21 protein-coding genes and 6 tRNA genes are annotated in these 20,301 nt (G+C 40.6%); 16 read left to right on the forward strand and 11 right to left on the reverse strand.

The window, feature by feature from the left end; translation table 11 throughout:
• The first annotated feature begins 173 nt into the window (after positions 1-173).
• The 4 genes from A6E03_RS18825 (at position 174) to cysE (ending at position 3,261) form a co-directional block, all read left to right on the forward strand.
• Complete coding sequence (locus A6E03_RS18825) at positions 174-626, forward strand: rhodanese-like domain-containing protein (protein WP_065601515.1); 453 nt, start codon at positions 174-176, stop codon at positions 624-626.
• 129 nt (positions 627-755) lie between these two features.
• Positions 756-1,226 (forward strand): protein-export chaperone SecB, encoded by a 471-nt coding sequence (gene secB / locus A6E03_RS18830; protein ID WP_065592917.1) that lies wholly within the window; start codon positions 756-758, stop codon positions 1,224-1,226.
• Between the two features lie 163 nt (positions 1,227-1,389).
• Positions 1,390-2,421: an NAD(P)H-dependent glycerol-3-phosphate dehydrogenase gene (gene gpsA, locus A6E03_RS18835; RefSeq protein ID WP_141676850.1), complete on the forward strand. Its 1,032-nt coding sequence runs from the start codon at positions 1,390-1,392 to the stop codon at positions 2,419-2,421.
• 18 nt (positions 2,422-2,439) lie between these two features.
• On the forward strand, positions 2,440-3,261 hold the full coding sequence (gene cysE / locus A6E03_RS18840) for a serine O-acetyltransferase (RefSeq protein WP_065592919.1): 822 nt from the start codon (positions 2,440-2,442) through the stop codon (positions 3,259-3,261).
• Positions 3,262-3,334: 73 nt separating this feature from the next.
• Here the strand turns inward: cysE and A6E03_RS18845 are convergent, their stop codons facing one another.
• From A6E03_RS18845 to A6E03_RS18855, 3 genes are all read right to left on the reverse strand, one after another.
• Positions 3,335-3,814, reverse strand: coding sequence for a tRNA (cytidine(34)-2'-O)-methyltransferase (locus A6E03_RS18845; protein ID WP_065592920.1), 480 nt, complete (start codon positions 3,812-3,814; stop codon positions 3,335-3,337).
• A 173-nt stretch (positions 3,815-3,987) separates the two neighbouring features.
• A complete protein-coding gene (cpxA, locus tag A6E03_RS18850; RefSeq protein ID WP_065592936.1) occupies positions 3,988-5,364 on the reverse strand; it encodes an envelope stress sensor histidine kinase CpxA in 1,377 nt (458 codons plus the stop codon).
• A gap of 18 nt (positions 5,365-5,382) precedes the next feature.
• The gene (locus A6E03_RS18855) at positions 5,383-6,069 is read right to left on the reverse strand and encodes a response regulator (protein ID WP_065592921.1); all 687 of its coding nucleotides are present in this window, start codon (positions 6,067-6,069) and stop codon (positions 5,383-5,385) included.
• A 195-nt stretch (positions 6,070-6,264) separates the two neighbouring features.
• Between A6E03_RS18855 and A6E03_RS18860 the strand changes: the two genes are divergently transcribed.
• The 3 genes from A6E03_RS18860 to pfkA all read left to right on the forward strand — a co-directional run bounded on the left by A6E03_RS18860 (position 6,265) and on the right by pfkA (position 9,016).
• Positions 6,265-6,768 carry a CpxP family protein gene (locus A6E03_RS18860; protein WP_065601516.1) on the forward strand — a complete coding sequence of 168 codons (504 nt, stop codon included), beginning with the start codon at positions 6,265-6,267 and terminating at the stop codon, positions 6,766-6,768.
• 161 nt (positions 6,769-6,929) lie between these two features.
• Positions 6,930-7,835: a CDF family cation-efflux transporter FieF gene (gene fieF, locus A6E03_RS18865; RefSeq protein WP_065592923.1), complete on the forward strand. Its 906-nt coding sequence runs from the start codon at positions 6,930-6,932 to the stop codon at positions 7,833-7,835.
• A 218-nt stretch (positions 7,836-8,053) separates the two neighbouring features.
• On the forward strand, positions 8,054-9,016 hold the full coding sequence (pfkA, locus tag A6E03_RS18870) for a 6-phosphofructokinase (protein WP_065592924.1): 963 nt from the start codon (positions 8,054-8,056) through the stop codon (positions 9,014-9,016).
• 105 nt (positions 9,017-9,121) lie between these two features.
• On the opposite strand, the gene epmB is transcribed toward pfkA, so the two are convergent.
• Positions 9,122-10,144, reverse strand: coding sequence for an EF-P beta-lysylation protein EpmB (gene epmB / locus A6E03_RS18875; RefSeq protein WP_065601517.1), 1,023 nt, complete (start codon positions 10,142-10,144; stop codon positions 9,122-9,124).
• 32 nt (positions 10,145-10,176) lie between these two features.
• On the opposite strand from epmB, the gene efp reads away from it, so the two are divergent.
• Positions 10,177-10,743, forward strand: a complete 567-nt coding sequence (gene efp, locus A6E03_RS18880) for an elongation factor P (RefSeq protein WP_012551228.1) — start codon at positions 10,177-10,179, stop codon at positions 10,741-10,743.
• A gap of 140 nt (positions 10,744-10,883) precedes the next feature.
• Here efp and frdD read toward each other — a convergent pair whose 3' ends face one another.
• Genes frdD through frdA form a run of 4 tightly spaced genes read right to left on the reverse strand, consistent with a single transcriptional unit; the run spans position 10,884 to position 14,207 of the window.
• Entirely contained in the window at positions 10,884-11,246 is a 363-nt protein-coding gene (frdD, locus tag A6E03_RS18885; RefSeq protein ID WP_017022845.1) for a fumarate reductase subunit FrdD, read from the reverse strand.
• Between the two features lie 11 nt (positions 11,247-11,257).
• Complete coding sequence (gene frdC / locus A6E03_RS18890; protein ID WP_012551226.1) at positions 11,258-11,641, reverse strand: fumarate reductase subunit FrdC; 384 nt, start codon at positions 11,639-11,641, stop codon at positions 11,258-11,260.
• 2 nt (positions 11,642-11,643) lie between these two features.
• Positions 11,644-12,387, reverse strand: coding sequence for a succinate dehydrogenase/fumarate reductase iron-sulfur subunit (locus tag A6E03_RS18895; protein ID WP_065592926.1), 744 nt, complete (start codon positions 12,385-12,387; stop codon positions 11,644-11,646).
• A complete protein-coding gene (gene frdA, locus A6E03_RS18900) occupies positions 12,387-14,207 on the reverse strand; it encodes a fumarate reductase (quinol) flavoprotein subunit (RefSeq protein ID WP_065592927.1) in 1,821 nt (606 codons plus the stop codon). Before frdA ends, A6E03_RS18895 begins: the two co-directional genes overlap by 1 nt.
• 406 nt (positions 14,208-14,613) lie before the next feature.
• Between frdA and epmA the strand changes: the two genes are divergently transcribed.
• Positions 14,614-15,588 carry an elongation factor P--(R)-beta-lysine ligase gene (epmA, locus tag A6E03_RS18905; protein ID WP_176703511.1) on the forward strand — a complete coding sequence of 325 codons (975 nt, stop codon included), beginning with the start codon at positions 14,614-14,616 and terminating at the stop codon, positions 15,586-15,588.
• Positions 15,589-15,628: 40 nt separating this feature from the next.
• On the opposite strand, the gene A6E03_RS18910 is transcribed toward epmA, so the two are convergent.
• From A6E03_RS18910 to rsgA, 3 genes are all read right to left on the reverse strand, one after another.
• Positions 15,629-16,516 (reverse strand): DMT family transporter, encoded by an 888-nt coding sequence (locus tag A6E03_RS18910; RefSeq protein ID WP_065592929.1) that lies wholly within the window; start codon positions 16,514-16,516, stop codon positions 15,629-15,631.
• A gap of 105 nt (positions 16,517-16,621) precedes the next feature.
• Complete coding sequence (gene asd / locus A6E03_RS18915; protein ID WP_065592930.1) at positions 16,622-17,485, reverse strand: archaetidylserine decarboxylase; 864 nt, start codon at positions 17,483-17,485, stop codon at positions 16,622-16,624.
• Between the two features lie 58 nt (positions 17,486-17,543).
• Positions 17,544-18,599 (reverse strand): small ribosomal subunit biogenesis GTPase RsgA, encoded by a 1,056-nt coding sequence (gene rsgA, locus A6E03_RS18920; protein ID WP_065592931.1) that lies wholly within the window; start codon positions 18,597-18,599, stop codon positions 17,544-17,546.
• Between the two features lie 98 nt (positions 18,600-18,697).
• On the opposite strand from rsgA, the gene orn reads away from it, so the two are divergent.
• From orn to A6E03_RS18955, 7 genes are all read left to right on the forward strand, one after another.
• The gene (gene orn / locus A6E03_RS18925; RefSeq protein WP_065601519.1) at positions 18,698-19,243 is read left to right on the forward strand and encodes an oligoribonuclease; all 546 of its coding nucleotides are present in this window, start codon (positions 18,698-18,700) and stop codon (positions 19,241-19,243) included.
• Positions 19,244-19,387: 144 nt separating this feature from the next.
• A tRNA-Gly gene (locus A6E03_RS18930) sits at positions 19,388-19,463 on the forward strand.
• 53 nt (positions 19,464-19,516) lie between these two features.
• Positions 19,517-19,593 (forward strand) — tRNA-Met (locus A6E03_RS18935).
• A 158-nt stretch (positions 19,594-19,751) separates the two neighbouring features.
• Positions 19,752-19,828: transfer RNA gene (locus A6E03_RS18940), tRNA-Met, on the forward strand.
• 34 nt (positions 19,829-19,862) lie between these two features.
• Positions 19,863-19,938: transfer RNA gene (locus tag A6E03_RS18945), tRNA-Gly, on the forward strand.
• Between the two features lie 82 nt (positions 19,939-20,020).
• Positions 20,021-20,097 (forward strand) — tRNA-Met (locus A6E03_RS18950).
• A 33-nt stretch (positions 20,098-20,130) separates the two neighbouring features.
• Positions 20,131-20,206: transfer RNA gene (locus A6E03_RS18955), tRNA-Gly, on the forward strand.
• Positions 20,207-20,301 lie beyond the last annotated feature (95 nt).

Consider the following 20,301-nt stretch of genomic DNA (forward strand, 5'->3'; position numbering starts at 1 on the left):
TTTGGTCTCAATTGTAAAACCAATATCACAGCATTTTAGCTGTATTTGGCTGTTTTTTTATCCTCGCTAGTTTCAAAAGAAACCCTAGGGTATACTTTCGCCTTAATTTTAGCGCCTATGGTAACTGAACTGTCTAATGGCATGTGGTTATCCAAAAATCAGAGATAAAGAATATGGAAACGTCAATCATCGATTTTGTAACCAACAACATGATTTTAGCTGTTGTTTGGGTTGGTATTATTGTTGCGTTAATTCAAAACGTAGTAAAACAAAAAACATCGGGCTACCAAGAAATAGATTCAGCACAAGCAACGATGCTAATGAACCGCGAAAATGCGATTGTGTTAGATGTTCGCTCTAAAGATGAGTTTAAATCAGGTCACATTACGGATGCGCGTCACATTTTACCAAGTGACATCAAAGCAGGTAACTTATCTGGTCTTGAAAACTCAAAAACCACCCCAATTATTGTTGTATGTAAAACAGGTCAAACGGCTCAAGCTGCTGCAAATGATTTGCATAAAGCGGGTTTTGAGCAAGTTAAACTTCTTAAAAACGGTTTGATCTCTTGGAATGAAGCTAACCTACCGTTGGTAAAAGCTAAGTCGGCAAAAAATAAAAAGTAATTGCCCATTTCCTAAGCAATCGATTCATTTTGATGTGATATCTGGCTCACTTTTTAGATATCACGAATGCAGAGTAGCCCTATATCGTTATTCTGCGTTCATACATATTTAAATATAAAGGACTTTCTCATGGCTGAAGCAGCACAACAAGAACAACAAAACTTTGCAATTCAACGCATCTTCCTAAAAGACGTATCTTTTGAAGCGCCTAATTCACCAACTATGTTCCAAAAAGAGTGGAATCCAGATGTTAAACTGGATCTTGATACTCAAAGCCGTGAACTAGGCGAAGGTGTTTATGAAGTAATCTTACGTTTAACTGTAACGGTTAAAAACGAAGAAGAAACGGCATTCTTATGTGAAGTTCAACAAGGCGGTATCTTTACTGCTGGTCAAATGGAAGAAGCTCAACTAGCACATTGCCTAGGTGCATTCTGCCCGAACATCCTTTTCCCATACGCTCGTGAAACAATCTCTAGCCTAGTCGTTAAAGGTACGTTCCCACAACTTAACCTTGCGCCAGTTAACTTTGACGCATTGTTCATGAATTACCTACAAAACCAAGCTCAAGAAAACGCAGAAGCACCAGCTCAAGCGTAATCTTTGACCGCGAAAAATTGATGACTCTTTGTTATTGATTAATTTGTAGAGAATAAATGCACTTTTTTATCTAATATAGTCCTATAGTTTTTATAGCTCCTATATTTTGATAACAAGTGCATTTTGTTTTTATTACTACTGTATCTTTTGATACTTGTTTTGGATGGTCACAATGACAACACAAACTGATTACTCTGATATATCAATGACCGTACTTGGTGCTGGTTCATATGGAACTTCTCTTGCTATTTCTCTTGCTCGCAATGGCGCAAAAGTGATCTTATGGGGCCATGAAGCTGCACATATGGATCGCCTTGAAGCTGATCGTGCAAATGAAGAGTTTTTACCAGGTGTTGCTTTCCCACCATCATTAATCATGTCAACTGATCTTGAAAAATCAGTTCAAGCGAGCCGTGATTTACTTGTTGTTGTTCCAAGTCATGTGTTTGGCTTGGTGTTAGGTAATGTGAAACCATTTTTACGTGAAGATTCTCGCGTGTGTTGGGCGACAAAAGGATTAGAGCCTGAAACAGGTCGTTTATTAAAAGAAGTGGCAGTAGAAGCCTTGGGTGAATCGCATTCTCTGGCTGTGCTATCTGGACCTACTTTTGCTAAAGAACTTGCTTCTGGTATGCCAACAGCGATAGCTGTGGCATCACCTGATCAGCAATTTGTAAAAGATCTTCAAGAGAAAATACACTGTTCAAAAACGTTCCGCGTATATGCAAATAATGATTTTACAGGCATGCAACTTGGTGGTGCGGTGAAAAACGTAATTGCTATTGGTGCAGGTATGTCTGATGGTATTGGCTTTGGTGCGAATGCGCGTACGGCATTGATTACCCGTGGTTTAGCTGAAATGACACGCCTAGGTGTTGCATTGGGCGCAGAAGCGGAAACCTTTATGGGCATGGCTGGTTTAGGTGATTTAGTCTTAACTTGTACCGATAACCAGTCGCGTAATCGCCGTTTTGGCCTTGCTTTAGGTAAAGGTGGAGATGTGGAAAGCGCCCAAGTTGAAATTGGACAAGTTGTAGAAGGGTATAGAAATACCAAAGAAGTCTTTTTGCTTGCAGAACGTATGGGCGTAGAAATGCCTATAGTTGAGCAAATTTATCAAGTATTGTATCAAGGGAAAGATGCAAGAATCGCTGCGCAGGATTTATTAGCACGCGACAAAAAATCAGAATCGTAATTCAAGGATGGTATGAAGATGAATGAATGTAAGAAACACAAAGTATGGGAAAAAATTGTTCAGGAAGCGCGCGAGCAATCTGAGCAAGAGCCCATACTTGCAAGCTTTTATCATGCCACCATCATTAAACATGAAACTTTAGCGGCGTCATTAAGTTACATTCTTGCGAATAAATTAGCCACGGCTTCAATGCCTGCAATGGCGGTTCGTGAAGTGGTGGAAGAGGCGTTCGCCTCCGATCCAAGTATTACGGATGCGGCCGCGTGCGATATTTGTGCGACGGTAACTCGAGATCCTGCGGTTTCAATGTACTCAATGCCTTTATTGTACCTAAAAGGTTATCACGCGCTGCAAGGTTACCGTGTATCGAACTGGCTATGGAAGCAAGGGCGCGTAGCATTAGCCACTTACCTACAAAATGAAATATCAGTCGCGTGTCAGGTGGATGTTCACCCTGCGGCTACTATTGGTAAAGGGATCATGTTTGACCATGCTACGGGCATTGTTATAGGCGAAACGGCTGTGGTCGAAAATGACGTTTCGATTCTGCAGGATGTCACACTAGGCGGTACCGGTAAAGAGTGTGGTGATCGTCATCCTAAGATCCGTCAAGGCGTTATGATTGGTGCTGGTGCGAAGATTTTGGGTAATATTGAAGTGGGTGTTGGTGCTAAGATCGGCTCGTGTTCAGTCGTACTTCAAGCGGTTCCACCTCATACTACAGTTGCTGGTGTTCCTGCTAAAATCGTTGGTCGTCCGAGTTCTGAAATGCCATCTCTTGATATGGACCAACAGTTTAATGGTAAATCACAAACCTTTATGTCAGGGGATGGGATTTAACTAAACTATTCTCTAATTAATACGTATAAAAATAGCCACTATTGAGTGGCTATTTTTTTGCCATGATAAGCGATTAAAGTCCGCCTTCGAACCCCATTTGACGCCATGCTTCAAATACGATGATGGCAACAGAGTTTGATAAATTTAAACTGCGGCTGTCTGCCATCATAGGAATACGAACGCGTTGTTCCATTGGTAATGCATTAATTAAATCAGCAGGCAAGCCACGGGTTTCTGGGCCAAACAATAATACATCGCCTTTCTGATAACTTGGCGTTGTGTGATGGCCTGTCGTTTTAGTGGTACAAGCAAAAATACGGTGTTCACCTTCGCTTTCATTTTCTAAATATTCAAGAAAGGCTGCGTAATCTTTATGGCGTTTTACATGAGCCAAGTCATGATAATCCAACCCAGCTCGGCGAAGTTTCTTCTCTTCTAAATCAAATCCTAATGGTTCAATTAAATGCAGATTTGCACCACAGTTAGCAGACAGTCGAATAATGTTACCTGTATTTGGTGCGATCTCAGGTTCGTACAGCGCAATCTCAAACATAATGAACTCTTGAATAAACGGAAAGTAAACGCAGTATATCTAATACCCATCGGGATAAGTAGTTGATCAGATCATTGTGAAGAAAAATTGAGTTGAATACAGTCTAAACTTGTTTTAGTTGGCAAGATTGAAAGCATGACTTACCTTAAAATAAGTCATGCTTTATAGAGGTGCTACTTTTCGATAGGTAACGTAATCGTCATTCGTAGTCCACCCAGAGGGCTTTTGCTCGCAATGATAGTACCACTATGTTGGTGCATTGCACTTTCAGTGATAGCAAGACCTAATCCTGTACCACCACTGCTTCTATCACGCGCGGTAGATACTCGGTAGAAAGGTTTGAAAATATCATTCAGTTCATCTTCTGGAACCCCTTCTCCATTATCATCAACGTGAATGACTAATGACTTCTCGTGTACAGCGAGATGAACGGTGATGACATCATTACCATATTTAATCGCGTTTCTTATGACGTTTTCTATCGCACTCATCAGCAGATTAGGATTACCAAAAATAGGCGTTTCTGTTAATCCTAAATACGTGAGTGTTTTGTTCATATGTTCAGCTTCAAATTTGGCGTCTTCTAATATATCAAACCAAAGCGTATAAGCATCTGTCTTCTCTCGTTCTTGGTGGCTGTTCACTTGAATACGAGATAGCTCTAATAACTCTGAAATCATCTGTTCAAGTCGGTCTGCTTCCATATCAATACGAGATAATTCAGCACTTTCCCCTTGTTTACGGGTAGCAAGTGCAGTAGCCATTCGTAAGCGAGTTAATGGTGAACGCAATTCATGTGAAATATCGGAGAGCAACCGCTGCTGCCCTGAGATCATTGTGTTTAATGATCCCACCATTTGGTTAAAGCTCTGTCCTGTTTTTCTGAATTCTCTTGGGCCTTTCTCTAAGGCTTCGTCTTTTTCAAATTGACCTCTAGCAACCCGTTCGGCCGCTTTTTGTAATCGTCTTGCTGGTTGGCTTAACGCCCAAGCTAACCATAATAAAAACGGAGTACTAACGAGCATGGTGACGAGCAAGAGCTGTATTGGTTTATCTAAAATACGAAGGATAAAAGGGGGAGGCTTTTTCCAATATCGTCCTACGTACATATAAACGGTTTCATGAGCGATCACGATATCAAACGGACCTGCCATCATGGTTCTACCATAGAGCTTTTGTTGTGGTAGTTTGGGGTCATCAGATAAGGTCAAAAAGTTAAGTAATGCTTTTTTTTGCCCTCGTAATTCTTTGGGTTTATCTAAGATCTCTCCTGTTGGCGTGGTAAAAAAAAGATCTAGATTTTCGTCATGTTTATGCGCTTTATGGCTGATCACTTTTAGTGTGGACTTGAGGTCATCTCGTTCGGAGTATTTGCCTGTAATGTAAGCCGCAATTTGTGTCATTTTTGTCAGTTGTTCTGCGGCTATATTATGGCGAGAACGAGGATCGAAGTTAGGCCCGATAACGACCCCGATAAGAACCAGCAGTAAGGTAAACCAAAAAATGGCAAAGATACGACTATATAAACTCGAGAGAATAGGAAACTTCATTTTTTTTGCAAACAAGAGTTATTCCTCTACAAATAAATAGCCACGACCACGTAATGTTTTAATACGAGGCTTTTCTCCAGATAGAGGTGGTAATTTTTTACGTAGATTTGATACGTGCATATCAATGGCTCGGTCAAAAGGCGCAAGACGTTTACCTAATACGTCTAAACTAAGTTCTTCTTTAGAGATGATCTCTCCTGGCTTTTGAATAAACTGAGACAATAATCCAAATTCAGTTCCGGTTAAGTCTAATAATACGCCATCATGATAGGCTTCTTGCTTACCAATGAAAATCTCAATGTTTTGGTATTTGATACTGCTGCTATTATGATTTTCTTTGTTTTTACTTTGTGTGCGACGCAATATAGCGCGAATACGAGCGAGTAATTCTCGGTCACTAAATGGTTTAGGTAGGTAATCATCTGCACCAAGTTCTAAGCCGATGACTCGATCAATTTCTTCGCCTTTTGCTGTCAGCATTAATACGGGGATTTCGTTCGTTTCACGTAATTTTCGTAACATATCCATGCCGTTCATTTTTGGCATCATGATATCAAGCAAGATAAGATCAAGATCATCAGTAACTGCTGCTAACCCTTCGATCCCATTATTGGCTTCTACAACGTTATAGCCTTCTAAGCTTAAAATATCTTTAAGTAATGCGGTCAGTTCCACATCATCATCAACCAATAAAATCTTTGCCATTATTATTCACCTGCTTAATATCTTATGGATATAGTATCGCCAAATAACGGGTGAATACCAACCTTGGAAATGCTCTTTACGTTGATTTACGCTCAAAAGACACTCATTTACTTTACTTGAGCTATTCTTATTTCATACCAAGCAGCAACGAGCTGCCTTTGAGCAAACTGAATTTTCTGTAACGGAGATATTATAATGAACATGATGAAAAAAATGATTTTAGGTGCGGTAGTACTTCCTCTTTCTTTAGCGTCTGCTTCTGCATTTGCAGCTGGTGGTCATCATGAAGGTGGAATGAAAGGCGGCATGAAGGGTGGTGAAGGTATGCATGGTGGTAAGTGCATGATGAAAGCCAATAAAAAAGCATTTAAAGATCTTGAGTTAACCGATGCTCAAGAAGATCAACTAGACGAAATGCGCGATGCTAGTAAAGCAGAACATAAAGCAAGAAAAGGTGAAAAACGCCAACCAACAGCGGAAATGAAAGCTGACCATGAGGCAATGCAAAATCTTATTTTAGCGGATAACTTTGATGAATCTGCGGTTCGTGATTTAGCAGAGAAGATGTCACAAAAACAAATTGACCACCGTGTTGATATGATTAAGAAACGTCACGATATGATGAATATTTTAACCCCAGAGCAAAAAGCAGAATTTAAAGAAAATCAAGATAAATACAGAGCTGATTGCGCTAAATAATTACACGTATTTTACGTATAAATTGAAACGAGTCTTTATGCATAATAAAGGCTCGTTTTTTTATTGCGGTAACTTTGTTAGGTACTTATTAATAAATTGAATAACGATCATCAAGTTAAGGCTTTATACTAGAGAGCTGATTTATAAGAAACGGAAGATTCATGACTAAAAAATACGCCTCTTTAGTAACGATGGCAGCTTGGCTTGCAACGATTGTCGCCACAATCTTAATGCTTGTGAAGCTAGGTACGTGGTGGGTAACGGGTTCGGTAAGCTTATTGGCTTCTTTAGTCGACTCTTTGCTGGATATGGCGGCTTCTATTACCAACTTACTGGTGGTGCGTTATGCGCTTCAGCCGCCAGATGAAGAGCATAGTTTTGGTCATGGGAAGGCTGAATCTTTAGCGGCACTCGCTCAAGCGATGTTTATTTCAGGTTCGGCGTGTTTCTTACTATTGAATGGGGTAGAACGTTTTTTCCGTCCTCAAGACGTTATAAACCCTGAGCTTGGGGTGTATGTTAGTGGCTTTGCCATTGTACTCACCTTTGGGCTTGTCATGGTTCAGCAATGGGTCGTTAAGCAAACGGGAAGCCAAGCCATTGCGGCGGATTCACTGCATTATAAAACCGATCTCTTTATGAACGCGGCCATTATGTTGGCGCTGGCATTAAGTTGGTATGGTTGGCATGAAGCGGATGCTATTTTTGCGTTGATTATTGGTGTTTATATATTGGTTAGTGCATTTAAAATGGCGTATGAAGCTATTCAGTCATTGCTTGATAGACAATTGCCGATTGAAGAGTTAGAACAGATAAGAGAGGCGTGTTGCCGTGTAGATGGTGTTGAAGGTATTCATGATTTAAGAACCCGTCTTGCTGGGCCAACGCGTTTTATTCAATTGCATTTAGAGTTGCCAGATCAAATGCCGTTAGTGAAAGCACATATTATTGCCGATAAAGTGGAAGATGAGCTTTTAACCGTATTTCCGCATTCGGATATTATAATTCATCAAGACCCGCTTTCAGTTGTGCTAGACTCAGACAGAGAACAAACAGAGTTTCCATAAGAGTTCAGTAGTATTATTAGCAGTTATTGTTTGTTCGTAACAGAAAAATGAAATAGTTGTGATTGATTCTGATGTGAATCAACGAACTTTTTCAGTAAACTGGTAATACTCTTACATAAGAAAAAAAATTACAGATTATTAATGGTGAGCGGATAAGGGAGTTTGCTTGCTGTATTAAAAATTGAAATTGAAATTCCCAACCATATTAGAGGGTAACCATGGTCAAGAAGATTGGTGTTTTAACAAGTGGTGGCGATGCGCCGGGTATGAATGCGGCAGTTCGTGGTGTTGTTCGTACAGCACTAACGCAAGGCCTAGAAGTATTTGGTATTCATGATGGCTACTTAGGTCTTGTTGAAGATCGTATCGAGAAATTAGAGCGCCATAGCGTATCTGATATGATCAACCGCGGCGGTACGTTCTTAGGTTCAGCTCGTTTTCCTGAATTTAAAGAAGTCTCTGTTCGTGAAAAAGCGATCGCAAACCTTAAGAAACACGACATTGATGCGTTAATCGTTATCGGTGGTGATGGTTCTTACATGGGTGCTAAGAAGCTAACTGAAATGGGTTACCCATGTATCGGTCTTCCAGGTACTATCGATAATGATATCGCAGGTACGGATTACACAATCGGTTACTTAACGGCATTAAATACAGTGATTGATGCGATTGACCGTTTGCGTGATACATCGTCTTCTCACCAACGTATTTCTATTGTAGAAGTTATGGGCCGTCACTGTGGTGATTTAACATTAATGGCTGCAATCGCGGGTGGTTGTGAGTACGTAATTACTCCAGAGACTGGCTTAAATAAAGAAGCATTAATTCAAAATATTCAAGACGGTATTGCGAAAGGTAAAAAGCACGCAATCATCGCTATTACTGAATTGATGACTGATGTAAACGCTCTAGCAAAAGAAATCGAAGCAGAAACAGGTCGTGAGACTCGTGCTACGGTTCTTGGTCATATTCAACGTGGCGGTCAGCCTGGTGCATTCGACCGTATTTTAGCATCTCGTATGGGTAATTACGGTGTTAAGTTACTTGTTGAAGGCCATGGTGGTCGTTGTGTTGGTATTCAAAATGAACAGCTTGTTCACCACGATATCATCGATGCAATCGAAAACATGCGTCGTCCTGAGAAGTTAGAACTTTATAAAGTAGCGGAAGAGTTATTCTAATTTAGAGTACTACTAAGTTATAAAAGAAAAACCGAAGTATAAGCTTCGGTTTTTTTGTATCTGAAAAACGGAATGTATTTTAACGTACCATTTTAAATACTGAGTTTATTCCAGATATAGGTCGAGTGGTGTTTTGCTTTTACGACCACCGATTTCTCTTGTTAATGTTGGTACGAGATAGCCTGATACATTTTCGATTAACTCTCCCATTAGCCGTTTCGCTTCTTTATCAGAAACAAAGAAATGAGCAGCACCTTGAACCTTATCTAATACATGAAGGTAATAAGGCAGAATACCGGCATCAAATAATGCCTCACTTAAATCAGTTAACGTTTCAGCGGTATCATTCACCCCTTTAAGTAAGACACCTTGGTTTAGTAGGGTTACGTTAGCGTACTTTAGTTGAGTCATTTTTTCAGTGAACTCAGCATTGATTTCATTCGCATGATTGATGTGCGTAACTAAAATTATTTGAATCGAAGTTTCAGAAAACAACGAACATAATTTATCTGTAATTCGGTTAGGTATGACCACAGGCAAACGGCTGTGAATACGAAGACGCTTAATATGAGGAACGGTCTCTAAATGTTGAATTAACCATTCTATCTCATGGTCTTTTGCCATCAAAGGATCACCACCAGAAAGAATCACTTCGTTTAATTCAGGATGCTCGGAAATATAATCTATGGATTTTTTCCAGACGGATTTCCCGCCTTTATTATCTTCATAAGGAAAATGGCGACGGAAACAATAACGGCAATTTACCGCGCAGCCTCCTTTCAAAATTAACAAAACACGGTTTTTGTATTTATGCAGTAATCCGGGTTGTTCGTTATCTTGTTCGTCAAGAGGATCGGTCGAATATCCGTCATGTACTTCGAATTCTTGATCTAAAGGCAATACTTGGCGTAATAAAGGATCAAAAGGGTTGCCAAACTCCATTCGATCGACAAAACTTGTCGGCACACGTAACGCAAATAACTTTTTCGCTTCTAATCCTTTCTCCCAAGGTGAGCTATCAATTCCTAGAGTTGAAAGCAGTTGATGAGGATCTGAGATCGCATTTGAGATCTCTTTGAGCCAGTTTTGCTCAACAGGAGCGTCATTTCGGGTTATTATGTGTGACATTATTTATAACTCAACGATGTTAAGAGGAAATCATGGCGTCAGTAAGTACCAATGAATTCAAAGGCGGTTTGAAATTTATGTTTGATAACGAGCCATGCTCAATTATCGACAATGAATATGTTAAACCTGGTAAAGGCCAAGCATTCAACCGTGTAAAACTTCGCAAATTGCTTTCTGGTAAAACACTAGAAAAAACATTTAAATCAGGTGAAAGCTTCGAGCTTGCTGATGTTGTCGACGTAGAGCTTGACTACTTGTACAGCGATGGCGAATTCTTCCATTTCATGAACAGCGTAAGCTTTGAGCAAATCGCTGCTGATGTTAAATCGGTTGGTGACACGGCTAAATGGTTAGTAGAAAACAACACTTGTACTGTGACTCTTTGGAATGATAATCCAATTACGGTGACACCGCCAAACTTTGTTGAGATTGAAGTGACTGAAACAGATCCAGGTCTGAAAGGTGATACTCAAGGTACTGGTGGTAAACCAGCTACATTAGCAACAGGCGCTGTTGTTCGTGTTCCACTGTTCATCGCTATTGGTGAAGTAGTGAAAGTAGATACTCGTACGGGTGAATACGTAGGTCGTGTGAAGTAATTTCGATATAGATCGAGATTATTTTGCATAAAAGGTCACTTCGGTGGCCTTTTTTATTGCGTGAATATGTTGTTATTTATATGACAGAAACAAAAAAGGTTGGCATAAAGCCAACCTTTTTTTATTCATCTGAAGTCAGACTAGATCATAAAGATAAACACAACAGAAAGAACGGTTGCTAATGCTGCCGTTGCATAACAAGCAATTTTGCCTGCTGTGCCTGTGTGGAATTTAAGATCGTGCATACCATGGTGTACACGGTGCATTGCATGCCACATTGGCATTGAGATTGAACCAATCACAAATAATGCACCAATGATGCTTGTTACAAAACCAGCAACACGTAGGTAGTTCATTGACTCAGGACCGATCACGCCAAGTGGTACTAAAATACCAAGAACAAGGATTGTTACTGGTGTTAGCATCGCAAACCAAGTGCCGCCAGCACCGAATAAGCCCCACCATACAGGTTCGTCAGAACGCTTTGGATTAAGATTTACCACAATAACTCTCCTTAAACGATAACCAATACAAGTAATGTAATTGCTGCAACTGCAGCCCATTGTGCAAGCACAACCACTTTTTTATCTAGTGTTTTACCACCCAGACGAATCGGCATTACTTGCGGCATCATGCTAAAGAAAGTTTGAGCATGGAATAAGCTACCCGCTAAAGCAACAATGTTCAAAGCAACCACAATAGGGTTTGCCATGAAATCTAACCATGAAGCCCAAGCCAGTGGACCTTTTACTAAACTACCTAAACCAACAAGCAGACAGATAGTAAAGAAAATCAATGGAAGAATGGTTGCTTCACGAACCATGTAAAAACGGTAGAAAGGGTGATCTTTCCACCACGTACGTGTCATTTCGCGAACGTAAGGTTTACGGTTGCTCATCCTTATGCCTCCTGAGGTTTAAGCATTGCGATAAGAAAGTCTTGAGATGATGCAATCTTACCTTGGTTTACTGCCGCAGCAGGGTCAACGTGTTTTGGACATACTTCAGAACAGTAACCAACAAACGTACAACCCCAAGCACCATTGTCGCCATTGATTAGTTTCATACGTTCAGAAGAACCACTATCACGGCTATCAAGGTTATAACGATGTGCCATTGTTAGTGCTGCAGGGCCAATAAATTCAGGGTTTAGACCGAATTGAGGACAGGCTGCGTAACATAGACCACAGTTGATACAACCAGCAAATTGTTTGTATTTTGCCATTTGCTCAGGAGTTTGGTTGTTTGGACCTTGCTCAGGAGTACGGTCATTACCAATGATGTAAGGTTTGATTGCTTCTAGGCGCTCAATGAACGGCGTCATATCAACAATTAAATCTTTCTCAATAGCAAAGTTAGCTAATGGTTCAATGGTTAAGCCATTTGGGTAATCACGTAAAAACGCTTTACATGCAAGCTTAGGAACATTGTTAACCATCATGCCGCAAGAACCACAGATCGCCATACGACAAGACCAACGGTAAGACAGGTCTTTATCTAGGTTATCTTTGATGTAGCCTAATGCGTCTAATACAGAGGTTGTATCATCACAAGGTACATCAAATGTTTGTAGGTGTGGTTCAGCATCAGTCATTGGATTATAACGCAGAATGCTTACTTTTTGGACTCTTTTGCCAGCTGTCATTATGCTTGCTCCTCTGCGTTTTTCACGGCTTTCTCTGCTGCCGCTTCTTCTGCTGCTGCTTTCTCTGCTGCTTCACCATATAGGCGAGCTTTTGGTTGAGATTTAGTAATAGTTACGCTGCTGTACTTGATTGTTGGTGCAGCATCTTCGTTGTAATACGCTAATGAGTGTTTTAAGTAATTTACATCATCACGCTCTGTACAACCTTCGTCTAAACGTTGGTGTGCACCACGAGATTCTTTACGTAAAATTGCTGAGTGAGCCATTGTTTCAGCCACTTCAAGACCATAACCAACTTCGATTGCGTATAAAAGGTCTGTATTGAATACTTTGCCTTTATCTTTGATGCTGATGTTTTTGTAACGTTTTTTCAGCTCAGCCAGTTTATCAACCGTATCTTGCATTTCGTGTTCTTTACGGTAGATACCACAACCAGCTTCCATTGAGTGACCCATTTCAGTACGGATATCAGCCCAGTTTTCATCGCCTTCTTGTGCTAGTAAAGCATCAATACGAGCTTCAACAGCTTCGATTTGAGTTTGGATAGAAGCATCGTTCCAAGTTGTGAATTCAGCGGCACGTTCAGCGGCTTTTTCACCAGCAAGACGACCAAATACAACAAGTTCAGCTAGAGAGTTTGAACCTAAGCGGTTTGCACCGTGAAGACCAACAGATGAACATTCACCAACCGCGAATAGGCCTTTGATGTTTGTTTCGTTGTTCTTATCCGTTTCAATACCACCCATGGTGTAGTGAACTGTAGGGCGAATTGGAATTGGTTCTTTAGCTGGATCAACGTTAACGTAAGCTTTTGATAGCTCACAGATAAACGGAAGACGCTCATTTAGGTATTCTTCACCTAGGTGACGAAGATCCAAATGCACTACATCACCCAGTGGGTGTTTAATAGTGTTGCCTTTTTGAAGTTCATGCCAAAATGCTTGTGAAACTTTGTCACGAGGACCCAGTTCCATGTATTTGTTCTTTGGCTCACCGATAGGAGTTTCTGGACCCATACCGTAATCTTGTAGGTAACGGTAACCATTTTTATTGATCATGATACCGCCTTCACCACGACAACCTTCAGTCATCAAGATGCCAGTACCTGGTAAACCTGTTGGGTGATATTGTACGAATTCCATATCACGTAGAGGTACACCATGACGGAATGCCATAGCCATACCATCACCAGTTACGATACCGCCATTGGTATTACAGTGGTAAACACGACCTGCGCCACCCGTTGCTAATACAACAGATTTTGCTTTAATACAGATAAGTTCGCCTTCAGCCATATGAATAGCAATAAGACCTTGAACTTGGCCTTCTTCAACAAGAAGGTCAACAACAAAATATTCGTCAAAACGATTGATTTGAGGGTATTTCATTGAAGTTTGGAACAGAGTATGAAGCATGTGGAAACCGGTTTTATCGGCAGCAAACCACGTACGTTCAACTTTCATACCACCAAAACGACGAACGTTAACTTCGCCATTTTCTTTACGGCTCCAAGGACAACCCCATTGTTCTAATTGAGTCATCTCGCGGTATGCATTTTTTACAAAGTATTCAACAACATCCTGTTCACACAGCCAATCACCACCACCAACAGTATCGTTGAAGTGATTGTCTAGTGTATCTTCTTCCTTGGTCACGGCTGCGGATCCACCTTCAGCGGCAACAGTGTGCGAACGCATAGGGTAAACTTTTGAGATTAGAGCAATGTTAAGCTCTGGGTTCGCTTCTGCTGCTGCTATAGCGGTACGTAGACCTGCACCGCCCGCGCCGATCACTGCAATATCTGTGGTTATAGTTTTCACAGTTATTCTCCGGGATAAAAGATAAAAAATTAAATTAACCATACAAATATGATCAATTATGTGAATCTAGCCTGCTCATGTGAAAAAAAAGAGCAAATAATAACTTAAAAATTCTGATGCCATTCTAAATGAGCTTTTAGAATAAAAATTGATATGGATAAAGTTTTGTAGTGCAAGTACCACTAATGGGGTGGTTTATTGTGAATAATGTGATCTCCGTCAACTAGTTACAGCTGTTAATTTTGGCGTTAAATTGTAGTTAAGTTGTTGCTTTTTAAGTGATAATGATTCTTATCAGACCTGTATCCCCTTGAAGGTTAAGGGGATTTATAAAGTTAAAAAATAGGTAACCTTAAAATCGGTTATCAGGTATCATTTTGGATAAGTTTTTCTAATGTATAAAATTATGACTAGTCAAAACTGGATGCCGAGCGCATCAATTGAACAATTACAGCAACGTGCTGATATTCTTGCTTTAATCCGTAGATTCTTCTTTGAGCGAAAAGTGATGGAGGTGGATACGCCAGCAATGAGTCATGCAACCGTGACGGATGTGCACCTTCATACGTTTCAAACTGATTTTGTTGGCCCTGGTTACGCAGATGGCGTACATCTGTATTTTATGACCAGTCCAGAATTTCATATGAAGCGCTTACTGTCTGCGGGCAGTGGTGCGATTTACCAAATTAATAAAGCCTTCCGTAATGAAGAAGCTGGGCGTTTTCATAACCCTGAATTTACGATGTTGGAATGGTATCGCCCAACGTTTGATCATCATCAATTGATGGATGAAATGAATGAGTTACTTAAACTTGTTTTAAAATGTGACGATGCTGAACGAATGACATACCAAGAGGCTTTCATTCAAGTGCTTGGTGCTTGTCCATTAGAAGCATCGATGGATGAACTTAGAGCTGTAGCAGCATCGTTAGGGTTGTCAGACATTGCTGATGTTGAAGAAGACCGAGATACATTATTACAATTGCTATTTAGTATGGGCGTTGAGGAGAAAATAGGACAAACGGTGCCAGTTTGTGTTTATGATTTTCCGGCTTCTCAAGCAGCTCTTGCTAAAATTAATCCTGAAGACTCTAGGGTCGCTGAGCGATTTGAGGTGTATTTTAAAGGAATTGAATTAGCGAATGGTTTCCATGAACTTGATAATGCGAAGGAACAACTCGCTCGTTTTGAAGAGGACAATGCGAAACGAAAATCAATGGGTTTGATTGAGCAACCGATCGATTATCATTTGATTGCAGCATTAGAAGCAGGATTTCCCGATTGCGCTGGTGTGGCGTTAGGCATTGATCGTTTGATCATGTTAGCAATGGGGGAAAAGCACATCGATCAAGTGATGGCTTTTCCTTTTGATAGAGCGTAATACTAATCCACAGAAGTGAGTGTGCATTGACTTACAGCGATTAGCTAACGATAAGTCCAGTGCCAATCACCGCTAAACAAGCACCTAACCACGCAAAGCGGTTAGGTGCTTTTTTTGTGTATAGCCACAATAAAGGCAAAATAATAATCGGTGTGGTAGAAGAAAGTAAGGCAACCATACCTACATTTCCTTCTTGTAAGGCATATAAGATTAAGGTCATACCTATTGTCATTGCAAGAAATCCGTTCAAAGCGACAATGCCTAAAATACGAAGGTTAATCGGAGTGATAGGGCGTGAAATGGGTAGGTTAGTTAATCTTAATAAGCTATGAGCCGCAAAAGCTGAGGCCATTCGAATTGCGGAAGCTGCAATAGGATCTGCACTGGTTAGCATCACCGGTTTTGCGATCACACCGCCAAGCGCTTGGCAAAAAGCGGCAAGTAAGCCCAGAGCGATTGCGATCCAAATATTTCCTTTTACTTCCTCCCATGTATCTTGGTTATCCGTTTTTTTCCCAAAGAAAATAGCAATGGAGACGCCAGAAAATACAGAGATGGCACCGATAAGCTCCCACCCTTGTAAGGTTTCATTAAATAACCAATAGCCAAGAATAGCGGAGAATAAGGCATGACAAGAAAAGAGTAATCCGGCTTGTCGAGGGCCCATACGATTAAAGCAGGCAAATAAAGCGGTATCTCCAATGAAGATGCCAATAAAACCAGAAAGCATCATTGGGTATAAATGAGAGGACTCAATAGAGGACCAACCACCCGTAAACCAAGCAAGACTCGATAACATAATGGTTACGCAGCCCATTCGCCATCGGCTATAAGCAAATGCACCAAGATGACGAGCGGGTGCAACTGAAATCATGCTTGATAGTGCCCATAAGCACGCAGCACCAAGTGCTAACCATTCATATCCCATTATCATTCCATTGATTATTTTTTATTCATTAGTTTTAGATTATCTGAACTTAAAAAAATAGCGAACACAAGGTTCGCTATTTTGGTTTTATTTTAAGTAAATTATTTATTTTGCAATATGCGCAAATGGAGTACCCATACGAGTTGGAACGCCATTTTCCATTGATGCATCAAATTTAATTGAATTAGGAGCAAATAGGTTAATAACCGTAGAGCCTAATTTAAAGCGACCCATTTCTTCCCCTTTCTTAAAGCGAATGACATCATCACCAGAAAGAGGGTAATGCCACGTCTTAACCGCAGGGCCTGTAGGTGGAGTAACCGTATCAGCCCATGTTGTTTCAATACTACCAACGATAGTTGCACCAACAAGAACTTGAGCCATAGGACCAAATTCAGTATCAAAAATACAAACCACACGTTCATTACGAGCGAATAGGTTTGGTACGTTCTCTGCGGTTAATGGGTTTACAGAAAAAAGATCACCAGGAACGTAAATCATTTTACGTAATGTGGCATCGCAAGGCATGTGTACACGGTGGTAATCGCGTGGTGATAAATACAGAGTTGCGAATTCGCCGCCCATAAATTCTTCAGCCAGCTCTTCATCGCCACCAAGCAGTTCTTGAGCTGAATATACATGACCCTTAGCTTGAACTAATTGACCGTCAGTAATCGGACCAAATTGACTTACACAAGCATCTGCAGGATGAGAAATGACATCTTCATCTTCATTGATTGGGCGAGCACCGTCTTCTAATTCACGAACAAAGAAGTTATTGAACGTAGAATATGCTTCAGGATTTGGGTTCTTAGCTTCGCTCATTTCAACTTTATATTGTTTAATGAACCACTTAATTACCGCAGTGGTTAACCAACCCATTTTTGCTGAGGCTAATTTGCCAGCTAAACGAGTAAGTGCGTGTTTTGGGGTTAAATACTGTAACCCTATTTTTAAATTATCTGACACGTTATTTGCCTACTAGTTATCAATTAAGATGAATATTACCACATCTTCACTTTGTTTATTAATCGGCTTTTTTGCTGCGAGAGAATTGACGGTTCGCCTTATTCTCAGACATACTTTCAATGATCCGGTGGTAACTATCAAAGCGTAGTTTAGCAATTTTACCACTCTTAACGGCTTCTTGAAGAATGCAGCCGGGATCATCTTTATGTTTACAGTCTCTAAATTTACAGCCACCAATGAAACCTTTGAATTCAATAAAGGATTCAGTCACTTCTTCTTTTTCTAAGTGCCAAAGGCCAAATTCACGAACTCCAGGGGAATCAATAAGATCACCGCCATGAGGGAAATGATACAAACGTGCCGCTGTTGTTGTGTGTTGACCTAGACCCGAATTTTCCGATACCGCACCTTCCATTATTTCAAGCTCAGGCATTAAGGCATTAACAAGACTTGATTTCCCTACACCAGATTGACCAACAAAAATATTAATGTGATCTTTTAGTTCGGCTTCAAGCTCTTCAACGCCATAGCCTGATTCTTTACTGACATATTTTACTTTATAGCCAATATCTTCATATAAACTTAGGATTTGTCTCACATCAATAAATTCTTTTTCAGACAATAAATCCACTTTGTTCAGTACGATCAACGGTTTGATGTGCAACGTTTCTGAAGCGATAAGGTAACGGTCAATAATGTTTAGTGAGAGTTCAGGAAGAATAGAAGAGACAATCACCATTTGGTCAACGTTAGCTGCGACAGGTTTGATACCGTCGTAATAATCTGGGCGAGTCAGCATAGAGGTTCGTGGCTTAACTGCTTCTACAACACCTGATATTCCTGCAAGTACTTCTGTTCCAGGGCGCCAAATCACGCGGTCACCAGAAACTAAGCTTTCAATACCTCGACGTAAATTACAACGATGTATTTCTTTAGTATCTGGATCTTCAATATCCGCATGTTGGCCAAAGCGAGTGATCACTAGACCTTCTTTAGCGGCTTCTAATGAAGATTCATCCCACTCGATGGTGGTTTTTATTTTTTCAATACGTTTGCTTTGATTTGAACGTACTCGGCGTACTTGGCCTTTAGTTAGCTTTTTCTTCTTTGCCACGAAATGATTTCACTTGTAGGTTGGCTTTCAGTTTTATGTTGAAAGATAAATCGGCCCGAGTATCATACCCTTTTTAGTTACAAAATAGGCAACTCTCTATGGCAATTAATGATCAAAACCTGATTTGGGTTGATTTGGAGATGACAGGCTTAGATCCTGAAACTCATAAAATCATCGAAATCGCATCCATTGTAACTGATGCTCAGCTAAATATTTTAGCAGAAGGGCCTGTTATTGCTATTCATCAATCAAAAGATGAGTTGGCTAAAATGGATGACTGGTGTACCAATACACATACTAATAGTGGTTTGGTAGCTAGAGTAAATGCAAGTGAACATGATGAAGCGTCAGCCATTGAAGAGACGATTGCGTTTCTTGAAAAGTGGGTGCCAAAAGGCGTATCGCCAATTTGTGGTAATAGCATTGGCCAAGATCGTCGTTTTCTTTATAAGCACATGCCAAAATTGGAAGAGTATTTCCATTATCGTTATGTTGACGTGAGCACAATTAAAGAGCTTACTCGCCGTTGGAAGCCTGAAGTACTTGATGGCTTTGAAAAAACAGGGACACATTTAGCATTAGATGATATCCGTGAATCTATCGCTGAATTGAAGTATTACCGTAAAAATATCTTCACAATTTAACGAACTAGATCAATTTGATTGTTTGTTGAGCGAATTTTGCGGGTTTTAAAGAAATTTCGTTTTTTTTTCAAAATCCGCTTGCATCATCACGTTTTACTCGTATAATTCGCAGCCTCTGAACGAGGAGCTACTCCTTATCAGAATGCGACACTAGCTCAGCTGGTAGAGCGCAACCTTGCCAAGGTTGAGGTCACGAGTTCGAGCCTCGTGTGTCGCTCCAATTTCTTTTTGAAATTGGCTTAAAGTCTCATTGTACTTAACAATGCATCCGGACGCGGGATGGAGCAGTTTGGTAGCTCGTCGGGCTCATAACCCGAAGGTCGTAGGTTCAAATCCTGCTCCCGCAACCATATTTTGATTTAATGCTTTTATAGCGTTAATCATGTAGTATTCGATTCGATTGAAAACTTCGCATTAGCTGAGGTTTCCAGAATCTGGTATTACGATATTTTTACTTACTAAGTAAAAATGGCATATAGTTTCATTGTACTTACACAATGCATTCGGACGCGGGATGGAGCAGTTTGGTAGCTCGTCGGGCTCATAACCCGAAGGTCGTAGGTTCAAATCCTGCTCCCGCAACCACATTTAGATTGAATGCTTTATAAGCGTTGATCATGCGACACTAGCTCAGCTGGTAGAGCGCAACCTTGCCAAGGTTGAGGTCACGAGTTCGAGCCTCGTGTGTCGCTCCAATTTCTCTTTAAGAGCTTAATGGTTCTTCTCGAAAAGGGAATTTGGTTTATAGTCTCATTGTCTTAAACAATGGCATCCGGACGCGGGATGGAGCAGCTTGGTAGCTCGTCGGGCTCATAACCCGAAGGTCGTAGGTTCAAATCCTGCTCCCGCAACCACATTTAGATTGAATGCTTTATAGCGTTGATCATGCGACACTAGCTCAGCTGGTAGAGCGCAACCTTGCCAAGGTTGAGGTCACGAGTTCGAGCCTCGTGTGTCGCTCCATTTTCTCTTTAAGAGCCATTAGGTTCTTCTCGAAAAGGGAATTTGGTATAAAGTTCCCATTGTACTTGAACAATGGCATCCGGACGCGGGATGGA

The organism is Aliivibrio sp. 1S128, from assembly GCF_001691065.1.
Taxonomy (GTDB): domain Bacteria; phylum Pseudomonadota; class Gammaproteobacteria; order Enterobacterales; family Vibrionaceae; genus Aliivibrio.

Coding starts and splice junctions, on each gene's coding strand:
- A6E03_RS18825 (WP_065601515.1), top strand. CDS start 174: ATGGAAACGTCAATCATCGATTTTGTAACCAACAACATGATTTTAGCT.
- secB (WP_065592917.1), top strand. CDS start 756: ATGGCTGAAGCAGCACAACAAGAACAACAAAACTTTGCAATTCAACGC.
- gpsA (WP_141676850.1), top strand. CDS start 1,390: ATGGTCACAATGACAACACAAACTGATTACTCTGATATATCAATGACC.
- cysE (WP_065592919.1), top strand. CDS start 2,440: ATGAATGAATGTAAGAAACACAAAGTATGGGAAAAAATTGTTCAGGAA.
- A6E03_RS18845 (WP_065592920.1), bottom strand. CDS start 3,814: ATGTTTGAGATTGCGCTGTACGAACCTGAGATCGCACCAAATACAGGT.
- cpxA (WP_065592936.1), bottom strand. CDS start 5,364: ATGAAGTTTCCTATTCTCTCGAGTTTATATAGTCGTATCTTTGCCATT.
- A6E03_RS18855 (WP_065592921.1), bottom strand. CDS start 6,069: ATGGCAAAGATTTTATTGGTTGATGATGATGTGGAACTGACCGCATTA.
- A6E03_RS18860 (WP_065601516.1), top strand. CDS start 6,265: ATGAACATGATGAAAAAAATGATTTTAGGTGCGGTAGTACTTCCTCTT.
- fieF (WP_065592923.1), top strand. CDS start 6,930: ATGACTAAAAAATACGCCTCTTTAGTAACGATGGCAGCTTGGCTTGCA.
- pfkA (WP_065592924.1), top strand. CDS start 8,054: ATGGTCAAGAAGATTGGTGTTTTAACAAGTGGTGGCGATGCGCCGGGT.
- epmB (WP_065601517.1), bottom strand. CDS start 10,144: ATGTCACACATAATAACCCGAAATGACGCTCCTGTTGAGCAAAACTGG.
- efp (WP_012551228.1), top strand. CDS start 10,177: ATGGCGTCAGTAAGTACCAATGAATTCAAAGGCGGTTTGAAATTTATG.
- frdC (WP_012551226.1), bottom strand. CDS start 11,641: ATGAGCAACCGTAAACCTTACGTTCGCGAAATGACACGTACGTGGTGG.
- A6E03_RS18895 (WP_065592926.1), bottom strand. CDS start 12,387: ATGACAGCTGGCAAAAGAGTCCAAAAAGTAAGCATTCTGCGTTATAAT.
- epmA (WP_176703511.1), top strand. CDS start 14,614: ATGACTAGTCAAAACTGGATGCCGAGCGCATCAATTGAACAATTACAG.
- A6E03_RS18910 (WP_065592929.1), bottom strand. CDS start 16,516: ATGGGATATGAATGGTTAGCACTTGGTGCTGCGTGCTTATGGGCACTA.
- orn (WP_065601519.1), top strand. CDS start 18,698: ATGGCAATTAATGATCAAAACCTGATTTGGGTTGATTTGGAGATGACA.